Raw genomic sequence first — 23,403 nt, forward strand, 5'->3', positions numbered from 1 at the left:
CGGTCCTTCGGGGCCGCCCTTTTTCGTTGGGCGCCTCCGGTGGGGAATGCGACGAGCGCATTCCCCTGGAGGCGTTCAGGGCCTGGCCGGAAGACCCAGCGCGGTGCGCAGGAAGCTATCGCTCTTGTCGAGCATCTGGGTGCGCACCGTATCGTCCTCCAGCTGGTGATCGAGCCCCTTATACTCGACAAATTCCACCTGCTTGCCCGCCCCGCGCAGCCGCGACGCCATCAGCCGCGATTCGCCCACGCCGACATTCAGGTCCTGGTCGCCATGAAACAGCAGCACCGGCGCCTTGATCTTGCCGGCGTTCTGCGCGGGCGAGCCCTCGCGAACGTGCGCGCCGTGCCCGATAAAGGCGTCGACCAGCGCGAAGTTGGTATAGCCCGATGCTTCGGTGCGCAGCGCCTCCAGATCCGTCACCGGCGCGATCGCCACGATCGCCTTGAACAAATCGGGGTCGAGCACCGAGGTCTGCAGCGCCGCATAGCCGCCATAAGACCAGCCGACGATGCCGAGCTTGCCCGGCGCGGCGATTCCCTGCTTGAGCAGCCAGCGGCCGCCATCGTTCACATCGCCGATCGCGGTGCGCCACGATTGGAAGCCGTTCTTCTGGTACCAGGCGTCGCCATAGCCGGTGGAGCCGCGATAATTGGGCTGGAGCACCGCGAAGCCGCGCGCCGCATAGAATTGCGCCAGCCAGTCGAACCCCCATTCGTCGCGCGCGCCGGGGCCGCCATGCGGCATCACGATCGCGGGCAGGTTCTTGCCGTCACTGCCGGCCGGCAGCGTCAGATAGCCCGGGATCATCGTGCCGTCCGCCGCAGGAAAGCTGATCGGCCGCACGCTCGCGAGCTTCACGTCCGCCAGCTGCGGCCGCGACCCCATCACCTCGCCCAGATTGCGGGTCTTCTTGTCATAGAGATAGTAAGTGCCCGCATCGCTGTCGCCGCCTGCGAACAGCAGCAGCTTCGACTCATCGGCGCTCGCGTCGACGAAGGTGACCAGCGGCTTGCCCGGCAACGCCTTGGCCAGCGCCTGGCGCAGCGTCTTCAGTTCGGGATCGAAGAACTCGGTCACCCGCGTGTCGGTGGCGTAGCTGACGCCGACGACGCGACGCTGTCGCCCGATCCGCACCAGACCGTCGACGTCGACGCTCGCATTGTCGAACACCAGCTTGCGGGTCAGGCTGCCGTCGAGCGAGATGCTGTACAACGCCGACCGCCCGTTCTCGGCGGCGAAGCCGTAGACCACGTTCAGGTCGCGATCGACGGCATAGGGATCGAAGCCGACGCTGCCGGTCGGCGTCTCGGTCAACTCGGCCAGCCGCTTCCAATCGCGACTGCCCGGCGTGCGGTAGCTGTAGATGATATGGCCGGTGCGCAGGCCGGTCGCGTTGGCGGTCTCCACACCCATCACGCGTACGGCGCCATGCCCGTCGCTGATATATTCAAGCGCGCCCTGCCGGGGAGTCTCCACCGTCTTCCGGCGCAGCGTCGTTGCGTCGACCAGTTCCACGCCGCGCCCTTCCTGGGTGTTGGCCAGGCGGGTACCGGTCGAATATTCCGGCACGAAGTCGCGCGTCATCAGCACCGATCCGTTCGACCCGTCGGGGCCCCAGTCGACGATCGTGCCGCCGAACTGCATGATCTCCAGCGCGCTGCTGCTCTCACGCGAGCTCAAGACCTTGAGATCCGATCCATCCGCGTTCAGCGTCACCATCCGCGTGAAGGGCAGTTTCTCGGTTCCCTGCTGGATCATGTAGACGTTGCAGATGATGCGGGTATCGCTGGCCCAGTGGCAGTTGCGCAGCCGGTCGGGCGCCCCGCTGGAGCGGAGCACCACCTTGGTGGCGCCCGTGGTCACGTCCGCCACCACCAGCGCGCTGCCGCGGCCGAGCACGGGTTCGATCATGGCGACGCGCGTGCCGTCGGGCGAGAGGCTGATCTGCTCGATATATTCGCGAGTGCCGAATTTCGCGGCATCCTTGCTCTGCCCCATCGCGGCGGCAGGCAGCAGCGCGCTTGCCAGCAGCATCGCCCGAACCAGATTTTTCATAGTCCCCCCAGATTGATTGGCGCCAATCCTAGAACCGCAGCAACTTTTCGCAACATGGGTTGAGGCGGCGGCGCATTGCACAGCCCGGCGTGACCTGACAGGCTGGCGCGATCCGAACCGATGGAGCCCTGGATGCGCTTTCCGCTGATTGCCCTCGCCCTGCTATCGACCACCGCCGCCCAGGCGCAGACCACCCCCGCCATTTCGATCGAAACGCTCAAGACCGTCACCGAAACCCTTTCCTCCGACGCGTTCGAAGGCCGCAAGCCGACCAGCGCCGGCGAAGACAAGACGATCGCCTATCTGATCGAGCGTTTCCAAAAGGCGGGGCTCAAGCCCGGCAACAACGGGCAGTGGGTGCAGGACGTGCCGCTGGTCGAGCTCAGCGTCCAGAACCCCAGCACGCTCGCCTTCACCGGCGGCAAGGCGCCGGTGGCGCTCGCCTATGGCAGCGAGGCGGTGTTCTCCACCTACCGCGTAACCCCGAAGATCGACCTGAAGGACAGCGAGGTCGTATTCGTCGGCTATGGCATCAACGCGCCGGAGCGCGGCTGGAACGACTATGCCGGGCTCGACGTCCGCGGCAAGACCGTCGTCATCCTGATCAACGATCCCGACTGGCAGACGATGACGCTGGACGGCCCGTTCGGCGGACGGGCGATGACCTATTATGGCCGCTGGACCTACAAGTACGAGGAAGCCGCGCGCCAGGGCGCGGCGGGCGCGATCATCATCCACGATACCGAACCCGCCGCTTATGGCTGGGGCGTGGTGGAGAGCAGCTGGGGCGGCCCCAAGCTGGAGCAGGACACCCCGGGCGACCATGCCGACCAGTCGCAGCTGATCGGCTGGATCCAGCAGGATGCGGCCAAGGCGCTCTTCGCCAGCGCGGGCAAGGACTATGCCGCGCTGGTCGAGGCGGCAAAGCACAAGGGTTTCAAGGCGGTGCCGTTGGGCGTGAAGGCCTCGGCCAGCTTCGGCGTGGGGATCAAGCGCCAGGCATCGAAGAACGTCGTCGGCATCCTCCCCGGCACCGCGAAGCCGGACGAAGTGGTGCTGTTCTCGGCACACTGGGATCATCTCGGCCATTGCAAGCCGGTGAACGGCGACGACATCTGCAACGGCGCGGTGGACAACGCCACCGGCACCGCCGGTCTGGTCGCGCTCGCCGAGGCCAACGCCAAGGCAGGCCCGGCCAAGCGCAGCATGGTGTTCCTGGCAGTGACCGCCGAGGAACAGGGGCTGATCGGCTCGCAATATTATGCCGAGCACCCGGTCTATCCGCTCGCCAGGACCGTCGGAGGCGTGAACATGGACGGGCTCAACATCGTCGGCAAGGCGAAGGACTTCGTGCTGGTCGGCGCGGGCAAGTCCGAGCTGGAGGAGATGGTCAAGCCGCTGGTCGCCGCGGAGGGCCGCGTGATCGGCGTCGAGTCCACGCCCGAGAAGGGCAGCTATTATCGTTCCGACCATTTCAGCTTCGCCAAGCTTGGCGTGCCGATGCTGTACGGCGAGAGCGGCGACGATCTCGTCGCCGGCGGCAAGGCGGCCGGCGCCAAGGCCGCGGAGGACTATACCGACAAGCGCTATCACAAGCCGCAGGACGAATATAATCCGGGCTGGAACTGGGACGGCGCGCTGTCCGACCTGCGGATCTATTACGGCCTCGGCCGTGCACTGGCCGAGGGCAGCAGCTGGCCCAACTGGTTCAAGGACGCCGAATTCCGCAGCATCCGGGACAAGGCGCGGGCGGGGCAGTAACGCGGTCCACGCCTCTTCCGTCTTCATCCCGGCTTTCGCCGGGATGACGGCTTGTGCGAAGCGCCCGGTCATCCGTCGGCCTTTCCCCTGTCACGCTACAGGGCTAAAGGCCGCGCCATGACTCGTACTCCTCCCCCCGAATGGGCGCCGCACGATGCGGTATGGATCGGCTTTCCCAGCCATGGCGACCTCTGGGTCGAAGATCTGGCGCCCGCCCGCGAAGAAGTGATCGCCTTTGCCCGCGCGGTGCACGCAGACGGCCGCGGCGAGCGCGTGATCCTCGTCGCCGCCGATGACGCCGCGGCCGAGGCCGCCCGCGCGATGGCGGGTGATGCCGCCGAGGTGGTGACCGAGCTGTTCGGCGACATCTGGCTGCGCGACACCGCCGGCATCATCACCGGCGACAATGTCGCGCAGGATTTCGGCTTCAACGGCTGGGGCGGCAAGTACGACCTCGAAGGCGACGACACGATCGGCGCGCGCCTCGCCGCCCGCCGGCAGCTTAGCGCCGTGCAGCATGGCTGGGTGCTCGAAGGCGGCGCGATCGACGGCGACGGCACCGGGCTGTGCGTCACCACCGAACAGTGCCTGCTCAACCCCAACCGAAACCCGGACCTGGACCGCGCCGCGATCGAGGCGAAGCTGGCCAGCGACCTCGGCTACACCCGCGTGCTGTGGCTGGGCGACGGCCTCGCCAACGACCATACCGACGGCCATGTCGACAATCTCGCCCGCTTCGTCGGCCCGAACCGGCTGCTGATCCCGACCCCGGCGGAGGACGATCCCAACGCCGCGATCTACGCCGATGCGGTCGCCCGCGCCGAGGCGTTCGGCGTCGAGGTGGTGCGCATGCCCTCCCCCGGCGCGGTGCTGGACGAGGATGGCGAGGTGATCCCGGCCAGCTACATGAACTTCTACATCGGCAATGCCGCCGTGGTGGTGCCGCTGTACGGCCAGCCCAACGACGACGCCGCGATTCAGACGCTGCAGGGCCTATTCCCCGGCCGCGTGATCGTCGGCCAGCGGGCGGATCACATCCTCACCGGCGGAGGCAGCTTCCACTGCATCTCGCAGCAGATTCCAACGCCTGCGTGACCGCCTTCGCCGTCCGCGCGCTGCTGTCCGGGCTGATCATCGCCGCCGTGGCGATGCTCGCCCGGCGCAGTCCCGCGTTCGGCGCCCTGGTCGCGTCGCTGCCGCTGATCTCGCTGCTCGGGGCGATCTGGCTGTGGCGCGACACGCACGATCCGGTGCGCGTCGCAGACCATCTCCAGGCGACCTTCTGGTACGTCCTGCCCTCGCTGCCGATGTTCCTGCTGGTGCCGGCGCTGCTGCGATCGGGGGTGGGCTTCGCGCCGGCCCTGCTCGCCGGCATCGCGCTGACGATCCTGCTCTACTTCATGGCCGCGGCGGCGCTCGCGCGGTTCGGCATTACGCTCTGAGCCCGCCGCGGCGCGTCAGAAGCTCTGCCAATCCTCGACATCGCGGGTCATGGCGCGCACTGCGGCGACGGGCAGCGGCCGCGCCTCGGCGGGTGTCGCGAACTTGCCCTGGAGCGATGTGCCGCCGCTGTCCGCGACGCGGAACCTGCTCGCCTGATCGCTGAGCGACCGAGTCTCGTTCGACAGGTTGCGCGCCGCCGCCGAGGTTTCCTCGACCATCGCCGCGTTCTGCTGGGTCGCGCTGTCCATGGTGTGCACCGCGGTGGTCACCTGCACGATGGCGGCGGCCTGGGCATTGTTGTCGGTCGCCATGCCGCCGAGCAGCTGGTGCACCTGCGCGACATCCTGCGCGATGTTCGACAGCGCGCCGTCGACCTTCTGCACCGCGTCCACCGCTGTGCCGATTTCCGATTGGGTGACGGTCAGCTGATCGCGCGCACGCTTGGCTTCCTCCTCGGCGCGCATCGCCAGCGCCGAAACCAGGTCCGCCACCACTGCGAACCCGCGCCCGGCCTCGCCGGCCCGCCCGGCCTCGACGGCAGCGTTCATCGCCAGCACGCGGGTCTGGAAGGCGATCTTGTCGAGCCCCTCGATCACCCCGTCGATACCCTTGGCGCTGTCGGCAACGCGGCTCATCGCCCGCACCGCCTCGTCGGTGATCGCGCGTCCGCCCTCCACCGTGTGGATGGCGCCGTTGGCGCGCTCGACCGTGTTGCTCGCCGCCGCCGCGGTCGCTTTCAGGCGGCCATCGATCTCGCCGATCGAGGCTGCGGTTTCGGCCAGCGAGGCCGCCGTGCTTTCGGTGCGGCGGGCCAGATCCTCCGACGCCTGGGCGATGTCCTTCGAGCCGGTGCTGATGCCCTGCGCGCTCTGGATCACGGTGCCGATCAGCGTGCGCAGATTGTCCAACGCCTCGTTGAAGTTGCTCTTCAGCTCGGCATAGGCGGCAGGGAACGCCGCCGTGACCGGCCGGGTCAGATCGCCTGCCTTGAGCGCCGCGAGACTGTCGCGCAGCGCCGTGGTGACCGTCGTCTGTTCGGCAGCGGCGGCGTCGGCGCGATCCCGTTCCTTCGCGATCGCCGATTTCAGGAAGCCGTCGACCGAGCGCGTGATGTCGCCGATCTCGTCCTGCTGCTCGAGATGCGGCAGGGTCGTCTCGCCCGAGGAACGCGCCAGCTCGGCGATGATCTTCGCCAGCCGGCGGATCGGCGCGATCACCTTGTGGGTGATGGTAAGAAACGAGACGACGAGCACCGCGCCCGCCAGCAGACCCAGCGCCGCCATGGAAAGTCGCGCGAAGCCCGCAGTGCCCCTGGCTTCATTCGCCACCTCCTCCGATATCTTGATCTGCAGATCGACCAGCCGGTTGATCGATTCCGAGACCGGGTCGATCGCGGGATACAGCTCATGGCGAACGAAGCCGTCGAGGGCGGCGGCATCGCCCGCCCGAAGGATCGCGTGGAGCCGATCGACCTTGCGGTCCGCCAGCTGCATCCGCGCTTCCGCTTCCGCGGCAACGCGGCTTTCCTCGCCGGCGATCTCGGTCTGCCGATATGCTGCCCAGGCCTTGTGCAGTTCCGCGCTGCCGGCAGCGACATTGCTCGCGGCCTCGGCAAAGCCGATATTGCCGTTGCGAGCCTTGTGCGCGGTATCGACGATCTGCACGGCATAGCGATCGGCGACGATCTTCAGATCGTGCAGCGGCAGCACCCGATCGGTGAGGAGGGTCGACAGCGCCCGCTCACTGGACCGGGCGGACCAGTAGCCAACGCCGATCAGCAACAGCGTGGCGATTCCGAAGAGGGCGAGGCATCCGAGAAGTTTCTGCTTGATCGTCATCGGCGCGCCTTACGCATGGGTACCATCCCGGGAAGCAGACGCCTCGCCTGCCGGGGATGGTCGGCACGTCGAGCGGGACTCCCGCATATCTTCAACCTTATAGAACCACGCTGCAGGGAAGCCCTCCGACGCGCGCGCATTTTTAGGCGCCACCGGTAAATTCCCTAGGCATGCGCACCGGTGCATCGCCGGGGACTGGATTCCGCGCCTGCATCGACTACATGGCGCCGCATGACCCAGATCACCGTCGGCGCACTGCAGCTCGCCTTTTCGAACGATATCGACGCGAACATCGCCCGCGTGACCGAACTGGTCCGCGAGGCGGCCGGTCGCGGCGCGCAGGTCGTGCTGCCGCCGGAGCTGTTCGAAGGCGAGTATTTCTGCCGCGTCGAGGACGAGGGGCTGTTTGCCAACGCAAAGCCGGTGACCGAGCACAAGGCGGTGCTGGCGATGCAGGCGCTCGCCGCAGAGCTTTCGATCCACATCCCCACCAGCTTCTTCGAAGCCGATGGCCCGCACCATTATAACAGCCTCGCGATGATCGGCCCGGACGGCAAGGTTTCCGGGGTCTATCGCAAGAGCCACATTCCCGACGGCCCGGGCTATGAAGAGAAGTTCTACTTCCGCCCCGGCAACACCGGGTTCAAGGTGTGGGACGGACCCGGCGCCAAGCTGGGCGTGGGCGTGTGCTGGGACCAGTGGTACCCCGAAACCGCGCGCGCGATGATGCTGATGGGCGCCGAGCTGCTCTTCTACCCCACCGCGATCGGCAGCGAGCCGCATGACGACAGCCTCGACACCGCCCGCCTGTGGCGGCGCGCGATGGTGGGCCACGCCGTATCGAACGTCGTGCCGGTGATCGCCGCCAACCGCGTCGGCACCGAGCACGGCCAGACCTTCTACGGCACCAGCTTCATCACCGACGAGCGCGGCGACATCCTCGCCGAACTCGATCGCGAGGAAGAGGGCGTGATCACCGCGACGCTGGATATCGATCGGGTGAAGCGCCACCGCGCCGCCTTCGGCTTCTTCCGCGATCGCCGGCCGGAGCTGTACGGCCGGCTGGTGCAGGACATCTGATCGCGGCTTCCCGGCGCGTCAGCCGCGCGCCGGTGCCTTGCGGCGGAAAGGCACGTCGCGCCGCAGATAGGTGAGCGCCCGCCAGACCCACTCGATCGGCCCATATTGGAAGCGGGCCAGCCACCAGTGCGCCGCGACGATCTGCACGACGATCGCGAACAGCGCGACACCCAGCCGGGTGCCGGCGCTCCAATCGTCGTACAACCCCAGGCCGTAATGGTAGAACAGCGGCACGAACACGATCGACTGCAGGATATAATAGGTCAGCGTCAGTCGCCCCGGCGACGCCAGCGGCCGCACCAGCCAGCGCGCGCGGCTATCGTAGAGCGCGATCACCAGCAGCGCCCAGAAGGCAGTGCCGGCGAGATCCAGCCACAGGTTGATCAATGCCCAGAACGCCCGGCCCGCCCCCGGTCCCAGGCCCTGCGCCATGAACGCCTCGCGCAGCGGCTCGCGGGCAAGAAACAGTGCGACGGCGAGCACCGCCGCGCCCGGCAGCGCCCAGGCACGCCATCGGCGGCTCTCGCCCAGGTTGCCGAAGAAGTTGGTCCGCCCCAGCACCAGCCCAAGCAAATACAGGCCGAGGATCTGCACCATCCGGCCATATTCGAGGAAGAACCAGTATTTGGACTGTTGCCCGGCCCAGAGGTTGACCCGCAGCACCTGCCACAGATCGCCGCTGAGATAGATCGGCATTCCGGGATCGACGGAGGACAGCGCCGGCCCATTGGCCCAGGCCGCACCGCTTGCGCCGGCGATCAGCTGCACGATCAGCGACGGCCCGACCAGACAGAAGGCCGCGCCCGCCAGCAGCACCGCGTTGCTGCGCACCCGATGGAACAGCAGCAGGAGGAAGCCGATCGCGGCCAGCGTCTGCATGATGTCGCCGCGATAGACCAGCGAATGCAGGAAGCCGATTCCCTCCAGGATCAGCAGGCGCCAGGCGAAACGCGCCGTAAAATCCTGCCCGCGCTGCGCGGCTCGATACATCAGGATGAAGAAACTGAATCCGAAACACAGTGCGAGCAGCGAAAAGCTCTTGCCCATGAACAGGGCGAACACTGTTTCCGTGATCCAGCCGGGTTTCTCTCCCGCCCAGAACAGTTCATAACTTTCGATGACGTGCACCAGGAACAACGCCATCAATGCGAACCCGCGCAACACGTCCACGACATCGAGCCGGGCAGGGTTCTGGCGGGCGGGGGCATGGGGTTCTCGCATCGGCATCCTTGGCGGGCGATCCGGGCCGCCATCCCCAAGGCTGCCTTCACCGCTATCAGCTATGCACGATACAGGCCTCATTTACGTCTTCTTTGTCCGACAGGCGTAGCCACGCCACCATGGTTAGCGCGCGTATCCGCCGTCTGCTGAGCATCGCGTTGTTCGCGCTGCTGTCATGCATCGTGCGACCGGCACATGCCCAAGCAGGCGTTGCCGGTCAACCACTTGGCGTCTGTGTGCTCCGCGATACCGGACAGGCTGCGGACACCCTTTTGCGACACCCCGACCGTTTCGACTGCACAACGCCGCAACACCGATTCGGTGCTGGCACCTATTGGGCGATCACCACCGTCGCCGATCGGCGATCCACCTTCCTGACGCCGCTGGTGCTGCGCTTCGCCAGCCTGTGGCAGGGCCGCAGCACGGTCTATTTCCTCTATGCGGACGGCGCGGTCCGGCGATGGGAAAGCGATGCACGCGGACTAGCCCCGTTGATCCAGCTCGGCGCTGTCGCGCAGCTGCCGGTGCCGGTGCGCGATCCGGCGCTGGTCCGGATACTCTTGCATGTCGAGGATGCGGCCAATCTGCGCGGGGTGATGCTGGGCGTCCGCCTCGCCACCCTCGCGGAGGGCGACGCCGCCAATCTCGTGCTGGCCGCGCTCTACGCCTTCTTCGCGGGCGTCGCCTTTGCGCTGATCGTCTATAATTTCGCCCTTTGGTGTGCGATGCGCCACCGGTTCCAGCTGCACTATTGCATGCTGCTCACCGCGCTTCTGGGCTATACCGTCAGCTCGTCCGGCGCGCTTGCCTGGGCGGCGCCGATCCTCGCCAACAATGATCGCATCCGGTTCAACTATCTCTTCGTGGGCCTCGCCGGCGGCGCAGCGGCGCTGTTCACCCGCAGCTTCTTCGAGGAAAAGGCGCTGCCGCGCTGGTTGGACCGGGCCAGCCAGATCGTCGCGATGGCGGTGCCGCTCTCGGCGCTCGCGGTGGTGGTGCTGGGCGCCGCCGACCTCCGCTATGCGGATCTGCTCTACACGCTGGCCTTTGGCGGACTGATCGCCATCATCGTCCCGACGCTGTGGAGCGCGTGGCGGCTGGGCTCGCGCTTTCTGTGGCTGTTCGCCATCGCGTGGAGCGCACCGATCCTGCTCGCCTGCGTGCGGGTGCTGGCCGCGATGCACCTGCTGCCCTGGAATTTCTGGATCGACAATTCCACCATCCTGTCGATCGGCACGGAGGCGCTGGTCTCGTCGCTAGCGGTTGCCTATCGCATCAAGTTCCTGCGCGACGAACGCGACGCAGCGCTCACCCGCGAGATGCTGGCCCGCGAGCTGGCCGACATCGACCCGCTCACCGGCCTGCTCAATCGCCGCGCGTTCCTGCAGCGCGCGATCGGACGCACCGCCCCGCAGCAACTCCTGCTGATCGACATCGACCATTTCAAGCGCGTGAACGAGACGCTGGGGCATGACGGCGGCGACGACGTGCTTCGCCTGTTCGCCCGCGCGCTGCGCACTGCCGCACCCGATCCCGTGCTGGTCGCCCGCATGGGCGGCGAGGAATTCGCGCTGCTCACCCCGGCGGATGCACACATCGAGGCGGAGGCGCTGCTCGCCATGCTGCGCAAGATCCGCATGCCGTTCGACCTCACCATCACCGCGAGCATTGGCACCTGCACCGGGTCGCTGGCCACGGAGATCGACTGGAAGGCGCTGTATCGCTGCGCCGACAGCGCATTGTTCGACGCCAAGGCCGCCGGTCGCGACCGGGTTCGCGCCTCGCTGCTCGGCACGGCCTGAGCTTGTACCGGATCCGCAACGCGTGTAGGGTCCGGGCCAGGGAGAAAAGTCTGCATGTCGCGTTTCCAGCGCCTGGTGCTCGTCGCAGGGGTCATTGCACTGGCGCTTGTTGTGGTGCGTCCGCAGCGCCCGCATGCCGATCTCGCGATTCTCACCCACCGCGCCGGCGATTCGGCGCCCCAGCAGGTGCATGCCGCGATCGACCTCGGCATTCTCGCCGTCTCGGTGCTCGTCACCTGGAGCCGCCAGCTCGCGCGCTAACCCGCCGCGAAACCCATAGGGAATATCGTCGTAGAGACGGAGCGCAAGGCCTGCGCGACGAAGGTGTCGCGCGTGCCGAAAAGCACGCTTGCATGCCAAAACCCGCTTGCTTACACTGATGTCAATGACAAAGCCCGAAATGGTCTGGAAGACCGCCTATCGGCATCCAGGAGAGTGGGATCGCAGCTACGCGCCGCGGTCCATGGTAGACCTGTTCGAGGAGAGCGCGGCGGCCCATCCGCACGCCCCGCTGCTCGATTTCATGGGTCGCATCTACAGCTATGGCGAGGTGCTGGACGGCGCCAACCGCGTTGCCTGCGGGCTGCGCGCGCTGGGCTATGGAGCGGGCGACCGCATCGGTCTGTTCCTGCCCAACGTGCCGCATTACGTGGCGGCCTATTACGGCATCCTCAAGCTCGGCGCGACGGTGGTGAATTTCTCGCCGCTCTACTCGGTCGACGAGCTCGCCGCGCAGGTCGCCGACTCGGGCACCCGGCTGCTGTTTACCCTGTCGGCCACCGCGCTGCTCCCCACCGCGCTCAAGGTGCTGGAAAAGAGCGATCTGGAGCGGCTGGTCGTCGGCTCGGTGGCGGGCGCCCTGCCCACCGCCAAGTCGCTCTTTTACCAGCTGTTCCGCGGCAGCGAGGTGACCGCCCGCCCGCATGATCCGCGCATTCTTGCCTTCTCCAAGCTGATCGCCAACAAGGGCGATTGCGCACGCCCGAACCTTGATCCCGAGCGCGATGTCGCGCTGATCCAATATACCGGCGGCACCACCGGCACGCCCAAGGGCGCGGTGCTCACCCACCAGAATCTCTCGGCAAATGCCCGGCAGGTGTCCGAACTCGACCCTGAACTCGGCCAGGCCGAGGATTCGGTGCTTGGCGTGCTGCCCTTCTTCCACGTCTTCGCCAACACTTGCGTGCTCAACCGCACGGTGATCACCGGCGGCAAGATCGTGATGCTGCCGCGCTTCAACGCGCAGCAGGTGCTCACCGAGCTGCGCCGCACCAAGCCCCGCTCGCTGCCCGGCGTGCCGACCATGTACCAGGCGCTCCTCGACGCGCCGGGCATGAAGCCTTCCGACTTCTCGTCGCTGCGCTTCTGCATCTCGGGCGGCGCGCCGCTGCCCGAGCAGCTCAAGCTCAACTGGGAATCGATCACCGGCGCGCACATCATCGAAGGCTATGGCCTGTCGGAAAGCTCTGGCGTGGTCTCGGCCAATCCCTATGTCGGGCTCAACAAGAGCGGCACGATCGGCCAGCCGATCGCCGGCACGCGCGTACGGCTGGTCGACAAGGAAGACCCCCGCAAGCCCGCCCCCGATGGCGAACCCGGCGAGATCGTCGTCAAGGGGCCGCAGATCATGCAGGGCTATTGGAACCGTCCCGAGGCCGATGTCGGCACCTTCGTCGACGATCACTGGCTGCGTACCGGCGATGTCGGGATCATCGACGAGGATGGCTATATCCACATCGTCGACCGGCTGAAGGACATGATCGCGGTCGGCGGGTTCAAGGTATTCCCCAGCCAGATCGAGGCGGTGCTCTACACCCATCCCGCGGTGAAGGAGACGCTCGTCCTCGGTCTGCCCGATCCCTATCATGGCGAGCTGCCGCACGCCTATGTCGCGCTCAACGACGGCATGACCGCGGACGCCAAGGAGATGTGCGGCTGGCTGAACGCGCAGCTCGGCAAGCATGAGCGCGTGAAGGAAGTGGTGATCCGCGACAGCCTGCCCAAGACGATGATCGGCAAGCTGAGCCGCAAGGACCTGCTGGCCGAGGTGAAGGCGGGGCGGTGATTTCCGTCTCAAGCCCCTCCTCCCAGGAGGAGGGGCCAAGAAGACGGCGCCCTCAATCCCCCGGCTTGCCGGCGCCGAACATCACCGCCTTCAGGTTCATGAACTCGTGCAGCCCCCAGGGCCCGAGCTCACGCCCATGGCCGGAAAGCTTCACGCCGCCGAACGGCGCCTCCGGCACCGAAGCGAGCAACGCGTTCACTGCGGTCATTCCCGCTTCGATGTCGCGGGCGAAGCGCTCGATCTCGCCCTCGTCCTGCGTCCATACCGACGAGCCGAGGCCGTACGGCACGTCGTTCGCCAGCGCGATCGCTTCGTCGATATCGGCGACCTTGTAGACCGCTGCGACCGGCCCGAAGATTTCCTCCTTGGCGACATGGCTCTCGGGATCGAGATCGACCAGCACGCCGGGGGTCATCCAGGCGCCTTCCCGCTCGATCTTCGTGCCGCCCGTCAGCAGCCTGGCGCCAGCGCCCTGCGCCTTCGCCACCTGCTCCAGCACCGTATCGCGCTGCTGGACGCTGGAAAGCGGGCCCATCACCGTTTCCGTGTCCATCGGATCGCCGATCTTCACCGCTTCCATGCCGGCGACGAACTTGTCGAGAAAGGCATCGTACACCTCGGCATGGACGATCATCCGCTTCGAGCAGATGCAGCTCTGCCCCGCATTCTGGACGCGCGCGCTCACTGCGGTCTTCGCCGCTGCATCAAGATCGGCCGAGGGCATGACGATGAACGGATCGGAGCCGCCCAGCTCCAGCACCACCTTCTTGAGCGCACGGCCCGCGGCCTCCGCCACCTTGGCGCCCGCGCCTTCGGAGCCGGTCAGCGTCACCGCCACCACCCGCCTGTCGGCGATGATCGCATCGACCTTGTCCGACCTGATCGCAAGGTTCTGGAACAACCCCTCGGGTGCGCCCGCTTGCCGGGCCATGTCCTCCATCGCCGCCGCGCAGCCCTGCACCGACGAAGCGTGCTTGAGCAGCGCGACATTGCCCGCAAGGATGGTCGGAGCCAGGAACCGCACCGCCTGCCAATAGGGGAAGTTCCACGGCATCACCGCCAGGACCGGCCCCAGCGGCAGCCAGCGCGCCACGGCATGGCCGCTTGGCGTCTTGACCGTCGTCGGTTCCAGATAGGCCGGGCCCTGCTCGGCATAATGGCGGAAGCCGGAGATGCATTTCCCCACTTCGGCGATGCCGGCGGTGATCGTCTTGCCCATCTCGCGCACCGCCAGCTCGGCGAGGTGCTGCTTGTTGGCTTCCCAGGTGTCGGCGATCTTGCCCAGCAGCGCGGTGCGGACCTCGATCGACGTCTCCCGCCACTGCCGGTACCCGGAAGCGGCCCGTGCGAGGGCTGCCTCGATCCCGGCATCGTCGAGTTCCGCAATGCGATCGACCGTCTCGCCGGTCGCCGGGTTGATGATTTCGAACATCTGCAAGTCTCCTTCGCCTGCCCAACGCCGCGCTAGGCGCAGGGTGCCGCCCGGGCAATCGACACGCGCGCAAATAGTCGGCTTGCCAAGGCCGGGGCGCCGACGCAGGTTCCCCCCACGACATTCGGGGGAACCTCATACCATGCGCCTCGCCGCCATCGCCCTGCTCCTCGGCACCGCCCTGCCCGCGACCGCCCTCGCCCAGGATGGGCCCAGTCGCCTGTTTTCCGGCAGCGACCTGTTCGCGCTGGAGCAGGCGAGCGATCCCCAGATCAGCCCGGACGGCAGCAAGGTCGTTTATGTGCGCCAATCGGCCGACATCATGACCGATCGCGGTCGCGCCAGCATCTGGCTGGTCGACGTGAAGACCGGCGAGCAGGTTCCGCTCGTCACCGGCTCCGGATCGCACAGCCAGCCGCGCTGGTCGCCCGACGGCTCCCGCCTCGCCTATGTCTCGAGCGCCGAGGGCGGCGCGCCGCAGCTGTTCGTCCGCTGGCTGGCGACCGGTGCCACCGCGCGCGTGACCGGCCTGCCGGAGAGCCCGCAGGCGATCAGCTGGTCACCCGATGGCAAGCAGATCGCCTACACGATGACGGTGCCCGGCGACGGCATGAAGCTGGGCAGCCAGCCGCCAAAGCCGGAGGGCGCAAAATGGGCCGAGCCGCTGGAGGTGATCGACCGCGTGACCTATCGCGCCGATGGCGGCGGCTATCTGAAGCCGGGCGCGGACCACCTCTTCGTCGTGTCGGCCGATGGCGGCGCGCCGCGCCAGGTCACCTTCGGCACCGTCGACGATGCCGGCCCGCTCGTCTGGTCGAACGATGGCCGGACGATCTTCTTCTCCAGCAATCGCCGCAAGGATTGGGAGCGCGAGCCTAACGATAGCGAGATCTATGCGGTCGACGTGGCCTCGGGCACCCTCACCCCGCTGACCAAGCGCTACGGCCCCGATGCCGCACCCGTGCTGTCGCCCGACGGGGCACGCATCGCCTATCTCGGCTATGACGACACCCGTCGCAGCTTCCAGACCACGCAGCTCTACGTGATGAACCGCGACGGCACCGGCAGTCGCTCGCTGACGGCCGCGCTCGATCGCGATATCGATACGGCGGTCTGGGCGAAGGACGGCCGCAGCCTGTTCGTTTCCTATGACGATCACGGCCGCAAGCTGGTCGCGCGGGTCGGACTTGACGGCAAGGTGACCACGGTCGCCACCGGACTGACCGGCGGGGGGCTGGACCGGCCCTATACCGGCGGCAGCTTCAGCGTCTCGGGCGCCGGGACGATCGCCTATACCGGCGGCGATGCGCTGCATCCGGCCGACATCTATGTAAACGGCCGCCGCCTCACCCGGCTCAACGACAACGTGCTGGCGGCCAAGACGCTTGCGCCGGCCACCCCGCTTGCGGTGACCGCGCCCGACGGCCGCAAGATCGACGCCTGGCTGGTCACCCCGCCGGGGGTGAAGCCGGGCACCCGCGTGCCGACGATCCTCGAGATCCATGGCGGCCCGCACACTGCCTATGGACCGGGCTTCTCCACCGACTATCAACTTTACGCAGCGCACGGCTATGCGGTGCTCTACACCAATCCGCGCGGCAGCACGTCCTATGGCGAGGAATTCGCCGACCTGATCGACAAGAAATATCCGGGCGACGACTATGGCGACCTCATGGCTGCCGTGGACGCCGCGATCGCCGCGGGCGTCGCCGATCCCGACAACCTCTTCGTCACCGGTGGATCGGGCGGCGGCGTGCTCACCGCCTGGATCGTCGGCAAGAACGACCGCTTCAAGGCCGCCGCCACGCAGAAGCCGGTGATCAACTGGATCAGCGAGGCGCTGACCATGGACGCTACCGGCTTCACCTCGCGCTACTGGTTCGCCAAGCAGCCCTGGGAAGACCCGATGAGCTACTGGAACCGCTCGCCGCTCAGCCTGGTCGGCAACGTCAAGACGCCGACGCTCGTGGTGGTCGGCAGCGAGGATTACCGCACGCCGGTAAGCGAATCGGAGCAATATTATGCCGCGCTCCAGATCCGCGGCGTGCCGACCGCGCTGGTGAAGGTGCCCGGCGCCAGCCATGGCGGCTTCACCGCGCGGCCCAGCCAGTCGGCGGCCAAGGCGGCGGCGATCCTCGCCTGGTTCGATCGCTACCGCACCGGGGCCAAGCCCGCCGGCCAGTAAATACATGTTGGGGCCCGGTTGCCATCGGGCCCCGCCCTGCCGCATAGCGGCACCATGGCTACCCAAGCAGACATCACGGCGCTCTCCTTCGAAGAGGCGCTGAAGGAACTGGAGAAGATCGTGAGCCGGCTGGAGAGCGGGGAAGCGGCGCTGCAGGAGGCGATCGACCTTTATGAGCGCGGCGACCAGCTGCGCCGGCAATGCGCGGCACGCCTTGATGCGGCCCAGGCGCGGATCGAGGCGATCCGTACCGATGCCGATGGCCGCGCCGCCGGCACCACGCCCTTCGCGGCCGGCTGAGGCGTGGCGAGCGTGCCCCATGCCTCGCTTCCGCTCGAAGCGGCGCTGCGCCAGGTCGCGGCCGAGATCGACGCCCAGTTCGACCGGCTGCTGGAGGTGCCGGAAGATCCCCGCGCCGACCTTTATCGCGCGATGCGCCACGCCGCGATCGGCGGCGGCAAGCGGCTGCGGCCGCTGCTGGTGTTCGCCACCGCGCAGCTGTTCGCGGTCGACAAGAGCTGCGCCGCGCGGGTCGCGACCGCACTCGAATGCATCCATGTCTATTCGCTGATCCATGACGATCTGCCGGCGATGGACGATGACGACATGCGCCGCGGCAAGCCGACGGTGCACAAGGCCTTTGACGAGGCGACCGCAATCCTGGCGGGCGACTGCCTGCACGATCTCGCCTTCGAACTGCTGGCAAGCGAGACCACGCATGCCGATCCGTTCGTGCGCGTCGAGCTGATTTCCGAGCTTGCGCGCTCCTCGGGTCCCGCGGGCATGGCCGGCGGCCAGATGATGGACCTGGAAGCGGAGAAGGCCAGCTTCGACCTCGCCACCGTCACCCGGCTGCAGGCAATGAAGACCGGCGCCCTGATCTCGTGCGCGGTCGAATGCGGCGCAATCCTCGGCCGCGTGCCGCACGAAGGTCGCACAGGCCTGCGGGGCTATGCCCGCGACATCGGCCTTGCCTTCCAGATCGTCGACGACATCCTCGACGCCGAGGGCGACGAGGCGGTGGTCGGCAAGAAGCTGGGCAAGGACGGCGCAGCCGGCAAGGAGACCTTCCTGTCGCTGCTCGGCATTGATCGCGCGCGCGAACAGGCGCGGATGCTGGTCGATCAGGCCATCGCGCATCTCCACGCCTATGGCCCCGAGGCCGATCTGCTGCGCGACGTGGCGCGCTTCACGCTCGAACGCGATCGCTAAGGGCGAAGGGGAGAACCCGCATGCACAGCCGTATCGGGGTCTATCCCGGCACCTTCGATCCGATCACCCGCGGACATATGGACATCATCCGGCGCGGCGCGAAGCTGGTCGATCGGCTGGTGATCGGCGTGACGACCAATCCGTCCAAGTCTCCGATGTTCACCGTGGAGGAACGCATGGCGATGGTCCGGCGCGAGGTCGAGGATCTCGGGGGATCGATCGAGGTGGTCAGCTTCGATTCGCTGCTGATGGACTTTGCCGAGCGCGAGCGCGCCAGCGTGATCGTCCGCGGCCTGCGCGCGGTGGCGGACTTCGAATACGAATATCAGATGGCGGGCATGAATCAGCAGATCAACGACCGGATCGAGACGGTCTTCCTGATGGCCGATGTCTCGCTCCAGCCGATCGCCAGCCGGCTGGTCAAGGAAATCGCGCTCTATGGCGGCCCGATCCACCGCTTCGTCACCCCCGCCGTGGAGGCCGATGTCGCCGCCCGCGTCGAGGCGCTCGGGCGCAAGGGCGGGAACTGAGCGCGCCGTCACGCACCGGGCTTTGCGCTGCCCGGGGATTGCGGTAGAGCCGCGCATTCACCAGAAAACGAGTGGGAAGTTCGATGCGTTTCCTAGCCACGATGGCCGCCCTGGCCGCCACGCTGTTCGCCGTGCCGGCATTGGCCCAGGGTGGCGGAGGCAAGCCGAAGCCCGTCATCGAGCCGTTCAAGGGCGTCAATGCCGATGCCAACACCCGCCCCGCGGTGCTGGTTCCCGCCGACCCCGAGAATAGCTGGGTGCTCGACCTCTCGACCGGCGGCCGGGTGATCATCCGGCTGCGCCCCGACGTCGCCCCCAAGATGGTCGAGCGGATCAAGACGCTCACCCGCAAGCATTTCTATGACGGCCTGACCTTCCACCGGGTGGTCGACGATCCCTACAACATCGCCCAGGGCGGCGATCCCAAGGGGGACGGCACCGGCGATTCGGATCTGCCCAACGTGCCCGCCGAGTTCAGCTCGCTGCCGCACGTGCGCGGCACCGTCTCCGCCGCCCGCCGCGGCGCGCCGGACAACGCCACCGCCGAGCAGAAGGCCGAGGCGGAGAACAGTGCGAACAGCCAGTTCTTCATCATGATGCAGCCCAAGCTCGCATTCGATCACGACTATACCGTGTTCGGCCGCGTCACCTCGGGCATGGAGTGGGTCGACAAGATCGAGCGCGGCGAGCCGCCGCAGAACCCGACCAAGATCATCCACGCCTATATCCAGTCGGACAATCCCCCGCCCTATCAGCCGCTGGCGCCGGCCGCGCCCGCTGCCGCCGGCCCCATGCTGATCCCGGTCGGCCCGGCCAAGCCTGCCGCGGCCAAGCCCGCTCCGGCGGCGAAGAAGCCGGCGCCCAAGAAGAAGTAATCGCAGCCGCCCCGTGAACGTCGACCTTTTCGATTTCGAGCTCCCGAACGAACGGATCGCGCTCCGCCCCGCGTCCCCGCGCGACTCCGCCCGACTGCTCGTGCTGGACGGCGCGGAGACGCGCGACGCGATCGTCGGGGATCTGGCCCAGCAGCTTCGCCCCGGCGATTGCCTGGTGTTCAACGACACCCGCGTGATCCCCGCCCAGCTGGAGGGGACGCGCGGCGAGGCGCGGATCGGCGCGACGCTCCACAAGCGCGAGGGGCCGCGCCGCTGGCGCGCCTTCATCCGCAATGCCAAGCGCCTGCGCGACGGCGATGCGATCATCTTCGGCGCGGACGCGATCGCCATCGCCTCGGACCGCGGCGAGGACGGCAGCTTCGCGCTCGACTTCCAGGGCGACGAGCCAGTCGAGCTGCTGCTGCAGCGCTGCGGCCAGATGCCGCTGCCGCCCTATATCGCCTCCAAGCGACCGACCGACGAGCGCGACGCGGAAGACTATCAGACGATGTTCGCGGCCGAGCCGGGGGCGGTTGCCGCCCCTACCGCCGCGCTGCACTTCACGCCCGCGCTCATGGCATCGCTGGATGCGGCGGGCGTCGGCCACACCACCCTGACGCTGCATGTCGGCGCCGGCACCTTCCTGCCGGTCAAGGCCGAGGACACGACCGAGCACAAGATGCACGCCGAATGGGGCCGCATCACGCCCGAGGTGGCGGACCGCCTCAACGCGGTGCGCGCGGCCGGCAACCGCATCATCGCGGTGGGCACCACCAGCCTGCGCCTGCTCGAAAGCGCGGCGGACGAGAATCGCGTGATCCAGCCCTTCGAGGGCGACACGGCGATCTTCATCACGCCGGGCTATCGCTTCAAGGGCGTCGACGGGCTGGTCACCAACTTCCATCTGCCGCGCTCGACGCTGTTCATGCTGGTATCGGCGCTGATGGGGCTGGACCGCATGCAGGCCGCCTATGCCCATGCGATCGCGACCGGCTACCGCTTCTACAGCTACGGCGATTCCAGCCTGTTGCTGCCGCCCCGGTAACCCCAGCTGACTGCCGCGCCTCGCCTTCGGTTCGGGATCCGCTGGGACTATGCGCTGGCGGCACTGGTGTTGTTCCTCGTCGAGGCGGCGATCGCGATCTGGCTGCACGATCCGATTGTCCGCCCCTATGCGGGAGATAGCTTGGCGGTGGTGCTGGTCTATGCCGCGCTGCGGGCGGTCACGCCGCTACGCGTCCGCCGCGCTGCCCTGCTTGCGACGCTGATCGCCTTCGCCATCGAAATCTTGCAATATTTTCACCTGGTCTATCTGCTCGGCCTGGGCGGATCGCGGATTGCGCAGGCGGTGCTCGGCACCGGATTCGACCTGAACGATTTCGGCGCCTATCTGATCGGGACCGCAGCGATCCTGATCGTCGAAGCCCTCCGCCGCCAACGCCCCTAGGCGCGCAGCCCGCAATGCGGCTATCGCTGGCGAGGCGAACCCGTTCCCGTTCGCGCCCCCTGTATCGATGAGGGTCTGATGCGCCTGTTCCTGTTGCTCGCCGCCTGCACCGCCGCTCTGCCCGCCCTTGCCCAGGACCGTCCCGCGCCCGGCCAGATCACGGTCAACGCACCCGCCGCGCAGCCCCAGGCGACGGTGATCGCCGAGCCGGTGGCGCTGCTGATCGCCGGGTTCGATGCCGATGGCGACGCCCGGGTTACGCGGGCCGAGTTCGACGCCGGCCTGAAGCGCAGCTTCGACAGCGCGGACACCGGCCATGTCGGCGCGCTCGGCTATATCGCCTATTCGGACTGGTCGCTGCGCTGGATGGGTGATCGCAACACCCTGCCCAGCCCGTTCGAGATGGACCGGGACGGCGACAACAAGGTGAGCTGGGCGGAATTCCAGGACCGTTTCGCGCTGATCTGGGCGCGGTTCGACAAGAACCAGGACGGCGTGATCGACCGCAGCGAACTGGTGGCGATCCGGCCGCCCGCGTTCAGCCCGATCGATGGCAAGGGCAAGCGCGGGCGGCGATAATCCGGACGCCCGCCGCGCCCCTGCGAAACCAGGGGCGCGGACCCATGCGGCAGGCCCACCCCGCAACGTTCGCCGCAATGGGCTAGTATCACACGGCAAACGCCCGCTAGAGTCGGCCGCGCATGTCGGGAAATCACGCGCACGGCCATCATCATGGGCATGGCCATTCACATCACGGGCACGGGCATGGCCACAGCCATGGCCATAGCCACGCACCCGCCGATTTCGGTCGGGCCTTCGCGATCGGAACGGCGCTCAACATCGGCTTCGTGCTGATCGAGGGCGGCGCCGGCATCTGGACCGGATCGATGGCGCTGCTGGCCGACGCCGGCCACAATCTTTCCGATGTGCTGGGGCTGCTGATCGCCTGGGTCGGCGCGGAACTGGGCAAGCGGCCCGCGACGCCGCGCTTCACCTATGGCCTGGGCGCGTCGTCGATCCTCGCCGCGCTGGCCAATGCGCTGCTGCTGCTGATCGCGATCGGCGCGATCCTGCTGGAGACGATCCAGCGCCTCGCCGATCCGCCCGCCGTGACACCGATCCCGGTGATGCTGGTCGCGGGTGCGGGGATCGTCGTGAACCTCGGCACCGCGCTGCTCTTCGCGCGCGGCCGCGAGCATGACATCAACATTCGCGGGGCGTACATGCACATGGCTGCCGATGCCGCCGTCTCGGCCGCGGTGGTGCTGGCCGGCGCGCTGATCTGGTGGACCGGGCTGCGCTGGATCGACCCGGCGATCAGCCTCGTCGTCGTCGTGGTGATCCTGGTCGGCACCTGGGGGCTGCTGCGCGAATCGCTGACGATGGTGCTGCAGGCCGTGCCCGATCGCATCGATCTGGCGGCGGTGGAGAGGACGCTGCTCGCCCAGCCCGGCGTCACTCGGGTCCACGATCTCCATGTCTGGCCGATGAGCACCACCGAAGCGGCGCTGACCGCGCATCTGGTGATCCCCGATGGTCATCCAGGTGACGCATTTCTGATTCATCTTCAACAGCTGCTCGCGCACGATTTCCGGATCGGGCACAGCACGGTACAGATTGAGTTGGGCAACGGGGCGGAGTGCCGGATGCATGGAACTGGTAGCGGACATGGCTGACACGGGCGCCATCGCGACCCGACCTCTCGACCTCGTCATCTTCGATTTCGACGGTACGCTGTCCGATAGCGGTGACTGGTTCGTCTCGGTCGCGAATGACCTGGCCGAGCGGTTCCGCTTCCGCAAGATCGCACCGCACGAAGTGGAACTGCTCCGCCGCAAGAGCTCGCGCGAAGTGATCGACTTTCTCGGCATCGCGCGCTGGAAGATGCCGTGGATCGCCCGCTATGTCCGCAAGCTGGTGAGCCGCGAGGCGCATCGGATCGAGCTGTTTCCCGGCACGCCCAATCTGCTCGACCGGCTGGTGGAGACGGGTGTGAAACTCGCCCTGGTCACCTCCAATTCGGAGGAGAATGCCCGCAAGATCCTGGGCCCGCGCCACGCCGCCAAGATCCATTGCTATGCCTGCGGCTCCTCGCTGTTCGGCAAGGCGCCCAAGTTCCGCCGGGTGCTGCGCAAGATGGGCGTCACGCCCGACGCCGCGCTGGCGATCGGCGACGAGACCCGCGACGTGGATGCCGCGCGCGAAGTCGGCATGCGCGCCGGCTCGGTGCTGTGGGGCTATGCCGCCGAGGACCTGCTGACCGACATGGCCCCCGACGCGCTGTTCCGCACCCCGGAGGACATCCTGTCCTATGTGAGCCAGCACCGCGGCTGAGGCTTCCCGCGACGCCCTCGGGGCCGTCAAGGCGAAGCAACCGCTTGGCAAACCACCCCCGTCATCCCCGCGAAGGCGGGGATCCATTGGCGCTGGTGCCGAGGTTCCTTCCCCCAGCGT

21 protein-coding genes are annotated in these 23,403 nt (G+C 67.5%); 17 read left to right on the forward strand and 4 right to left on the reverse strand.

The genetic code is table 11. The annotated features are described in order from the left end of the window. Window positions 1–75: 75 nt before the first annotated feature. The gene (locus tag OIM94_RS09385) at window positions 76–2,058 is read right to left on the reverse strand and encodes an alpha/beta hydrolase family protein (RefSeq protein ID WP_264609793.1); all 1,983 of its coding nucleotides are present in this window, start codon (window positions 2,056–2,058) and stop codon (window positions 76–78) included. Window positions 2,059–2,190: 132 nt separating this feature from the next. Here OIM94_RS09385 and OIM94_RS09390 point away from each other — a divergent pair, with 132 nt between their 5' ends. The 3 genes from OIM94_RS09390 (at window position 2,191) to OIM94_RS09400 (ending at window position 5,261) form a co-directional block, all read left to right on the forward strand. Next, entirely contained in the window at window positions 2,191–3,819 is a 1,629-nt protein-coding gene (locus tag OIM94_RS09390; RefSeq protein WP_264609794.1) for a M28 family metallopeptidase, read from the forward strand. A gap of 117 nt (window positions 3,820–3,936) precedes the next feature. Beyond that, window positions 3,937–4,914, forward strand: coding sequence for an agmatine deiminase family protein (locus OIM94_RS09395; protein ID WP_264609795.1), 978 nt, complete (start codon window positions 3,937–3,939; stop codon window positions 4,912–4,914). Further along, window positions 4,911–5,261 (forward strand): DUF3147 family protein, encoded by a 351-nt coding sequence (locus OIM94_RS09400; RefSeq protein WP_264609796.1) that lies wholly within the window; start codon window positions 4,911–4,913, stop codon window positions 5,259–5,261. Before OIM94_RS09395 ends, OIM94_RS09400 begins: the two co-directional genes overlap by 4 nt. A gap of 15 nt (window positions 5,262–5,276) precedes the next feature. Here the strand turns inward: OIM94_RS09400 and OIM94_RS09405 are convergent, their stop codons facing one another. Further along, window positions 5,277–7,100: a methyl-accepting chemotaxis protein gene (locus OIM94_RS09405; protein WP_264609797.1), complete on the reverse strand. Its 1,824-nt coding sequence runs from the start codon at window positions 7,098–7,100 to the stop codon at window positions 5,277–5,279. 231 nt (window positions 7,101–7,331) lie between these two features. Between OIM94_RS09405 and aguB the strand changes: the two genes are divergently transcribed. After that, window positions 7,332–8,180, forward strand: coding sequence for an N-carbamoylputrescine amidase (gene aguB, locus OIM94_RS09410; RefSeq protein WP_264609798.1), 849 nt, complete (start codon window positions 7,332–7,334; stop codon window positions 8,178–8,180). Between the two features lie 18 nt (window positions 8,181–8,198). Here aguB and OIM94_RS09415 read toward each other — a convergent pair whose 3' ends face one another. Beyond that, complete coding sequence (locus OIM94_RS09415) at window positions 8,199–9,401, reverse strand: DUF418 domain-containing protein (protein WP_264609799.1); 1,203 nt, start codon at window positions 9,399–9,401, stop codon at window positions 8,199–8,201. 272 nt (window positions 9,402–9,673) lie between these two features. On the opposite strand from OIM94_RS09415, the gene OIM94_RS09420 reads away from it, so the two are divergent. The 3 genes from OIM94_RS09420 (at window position 9,674) to OIM94_RS09430 (ending at window position 13,268) form a co-directional block, all read left to right on the forward strand. After that, window positions 9,674–11,203, forward strand: a complete 1,530-nt coding sequence (locus tag OIM94_RS09420) for a sensor domain-containing diguanylate cyclase (RefSeq protein ID WP_264609800.1) — start codon at window positions 9,674–9,676, stop codon at window positions 11,201–11,203. A gap of 54 nt (window positions 11,204–11,257) precedes the next feature. Beyond that, a complete protein-coding gene (locus OIM94_RS09425) occupies window positions 11,258–11,464 on the forward strand; it encodes a hypothetical protein (protein ID WP_264609801.1) in 207 nt (68 codons plus the stop codon). Between the two features lie 124 nt (window positions 11,465–11,588). Further along, on the forward strand, window positions 11,589–13,268 hold the full coding sequence (locus OIM94_RS09430; protein WP_264609802.1) for a long-chain-fatty-acid--CoA ligase: 1,680 nt from the start codon (window positions 11,589–11,591) through the stop codon (window positions 13,266–13,268). Between the two features lie 52 nt (window positions 13,269–13,320). Here OIM94_RS09430 and OIM94_RS09435 read toward each other — a convergent pair whose 3' ends face one another. Further along, window positions 13,321–14,700: an NAD-dependent succinate-semialdehyde dehydrogenase gene (locus tag OIM94_RS09435; RefSeq protein ID WP_264609803.1), complete on the reverse strand. Its 1,380-nt coding sequence runs from the start codon at window positions 14,698–14,700 to the stop codon at window positions 13,321–13,323. A 142-nt stretch (window positions 14,701–14,842) separates the two neighbouring features. On the opposite strand from OIM94_RS09435, the gene OIM94_RS09440 reads away from it, so the two are divergent. The 10 genes from OIM94_RS09440 to OIM94_RS09485 all read left to right on the forward strand — a co-directional run bounded on the left by OIM94_RS09440 (window position 14,843) and on the right by OIM94_RS09485 (window position 23,283). Beyond that, entirely contained in the window at window positions 14,843–16,885 is a 2,043-nt protein-coding gene (locus OIM94_RS09440; RefSeq protein ID WP_264609804.1) for an alpha/beta hydrolase family protein, read from the forward strand. 54 nt (window positions 16,886–16,939) lie between these two features. Continuing rightward, on the forward strand, window positions 16,940–17,185 hold the full coding sequence (locus tag OIM94_RS09445; protein ID WP_121074070.1) for an exodeoxyribonuclease VII small subunit: 246 nt from the start codon (window positions 16,940–16,942) through the stop codon (window positions 17,183–17,185). A 3-nt stretch (window positions 17,186–17,188) separates the two neighbouring features. Continuing rightward, a complete protein-coding gene (locus OIM94_RS09450; protein WP_264606487.1) occupies window positions 17,189–18,097 on the forward strand; it encodes a polyprenyl synthetase family protein in 909 nt (302 codons plus the stop codon). 20 nt (window positions 18,098–18,117) lie between these two features. After that, complete coding sequence (coaD, locus tag OIM94_RS09455; RefSeq protein ID WP_264606488.1) at window positions 18,118–18,627, forward strand: pantetheine-phosphate adenylyltransferase; 510 nt, start codon at window positions 18,118–18,120, stop codon at window positions 18,625–18,627. 83 nt (window positions 18,628–18,710) lie between these two features. Continuing rightward, complete coding sequence (locus OIM94_RS09460) at window positions 18,711–19,502, forward strand: peptidylprolyl isomerase (protein WP_264606489.1); 792 nt, start codon at window positions 18,711–18,713, stop codon at window positions 19,500–19,502. Between the two features lie 13 nt (window positions 19,503–19,515). Beyond that, the gene (gene queA, locus OIM94_RS09465) at window positions 19,516–20,547 is read left to right on the forward strand and encodes a tRNA preQ1(34) S-adenosylmethionine ribosyltransferase-isomerase QueA (RefSeq protein ID WP_264606490.1); all 1,032 of its coding nucleotides are present in this window, start codon (window positions 19,516–19,518) and stop codon (window positions 20,545–20,547) included. 66 nt (window positions 20,548–20,613) lie between these two features. After that, the gene (locus OIM94_RS09470) at window positions 20,614–20,949 is read left to right on the forward strand and encodes a DUF2809 domain-containing protein (protein WP_264606491.1); all 336 of its coding nucleotides are present in this window, start codon (window positions 20,614–20,616) and stop codon (window positions 20,947–20,949) included. A gap of 78 nt (window positions 20,950–21,027) precedes the next feature. Beyond that, entirely contained in the window at window positions 21,028–21,528 is a 501-nt protein-coding gene (locus OIM94_RS09475) for an EF-hand domain-containing protein (RefSeq protein ID WP_264606492.1), read from the forward strand. 122 nt (window positions 21,529–21,650) lie between these two features. Then, window positions 21,651–22,625, forward strand: coding sequence for a cation diffusion facilitator family transporter (locus OIM94_RS09480; RefSeq protein ID WP_264606493.1), 975 nt, complete (start codon window positions 21,651–21,653; stop codon window positions 22,623–22,625). Then, entirely contained in the window at window positions 22,600–23,283 is a 684-nt protein-coding gene (locus OIM94_RS09485; protein ID WP_264606494.1) for an HAD hydrolase-like protein, read from the forward strand. The genes OIM94_RS09480 and OIM94_RS09485 overlap by 26 nt, the downstream gene beginning before the upstream one ends. The last annotated feature ends 120 nt before the right edge of the window (window positions 23,284–23,403 follow it).

The sequence above is a fragment of the Sphingomonas sp. R1 genome (genome assembly GCF_025960285.1).
Classification (GTDB): domain Bacteria; phylum Pseudomonadota; class Alphaproteobacteria; order Sphingomonadales; family Sphingomonadaceae; genus Sphingomonas.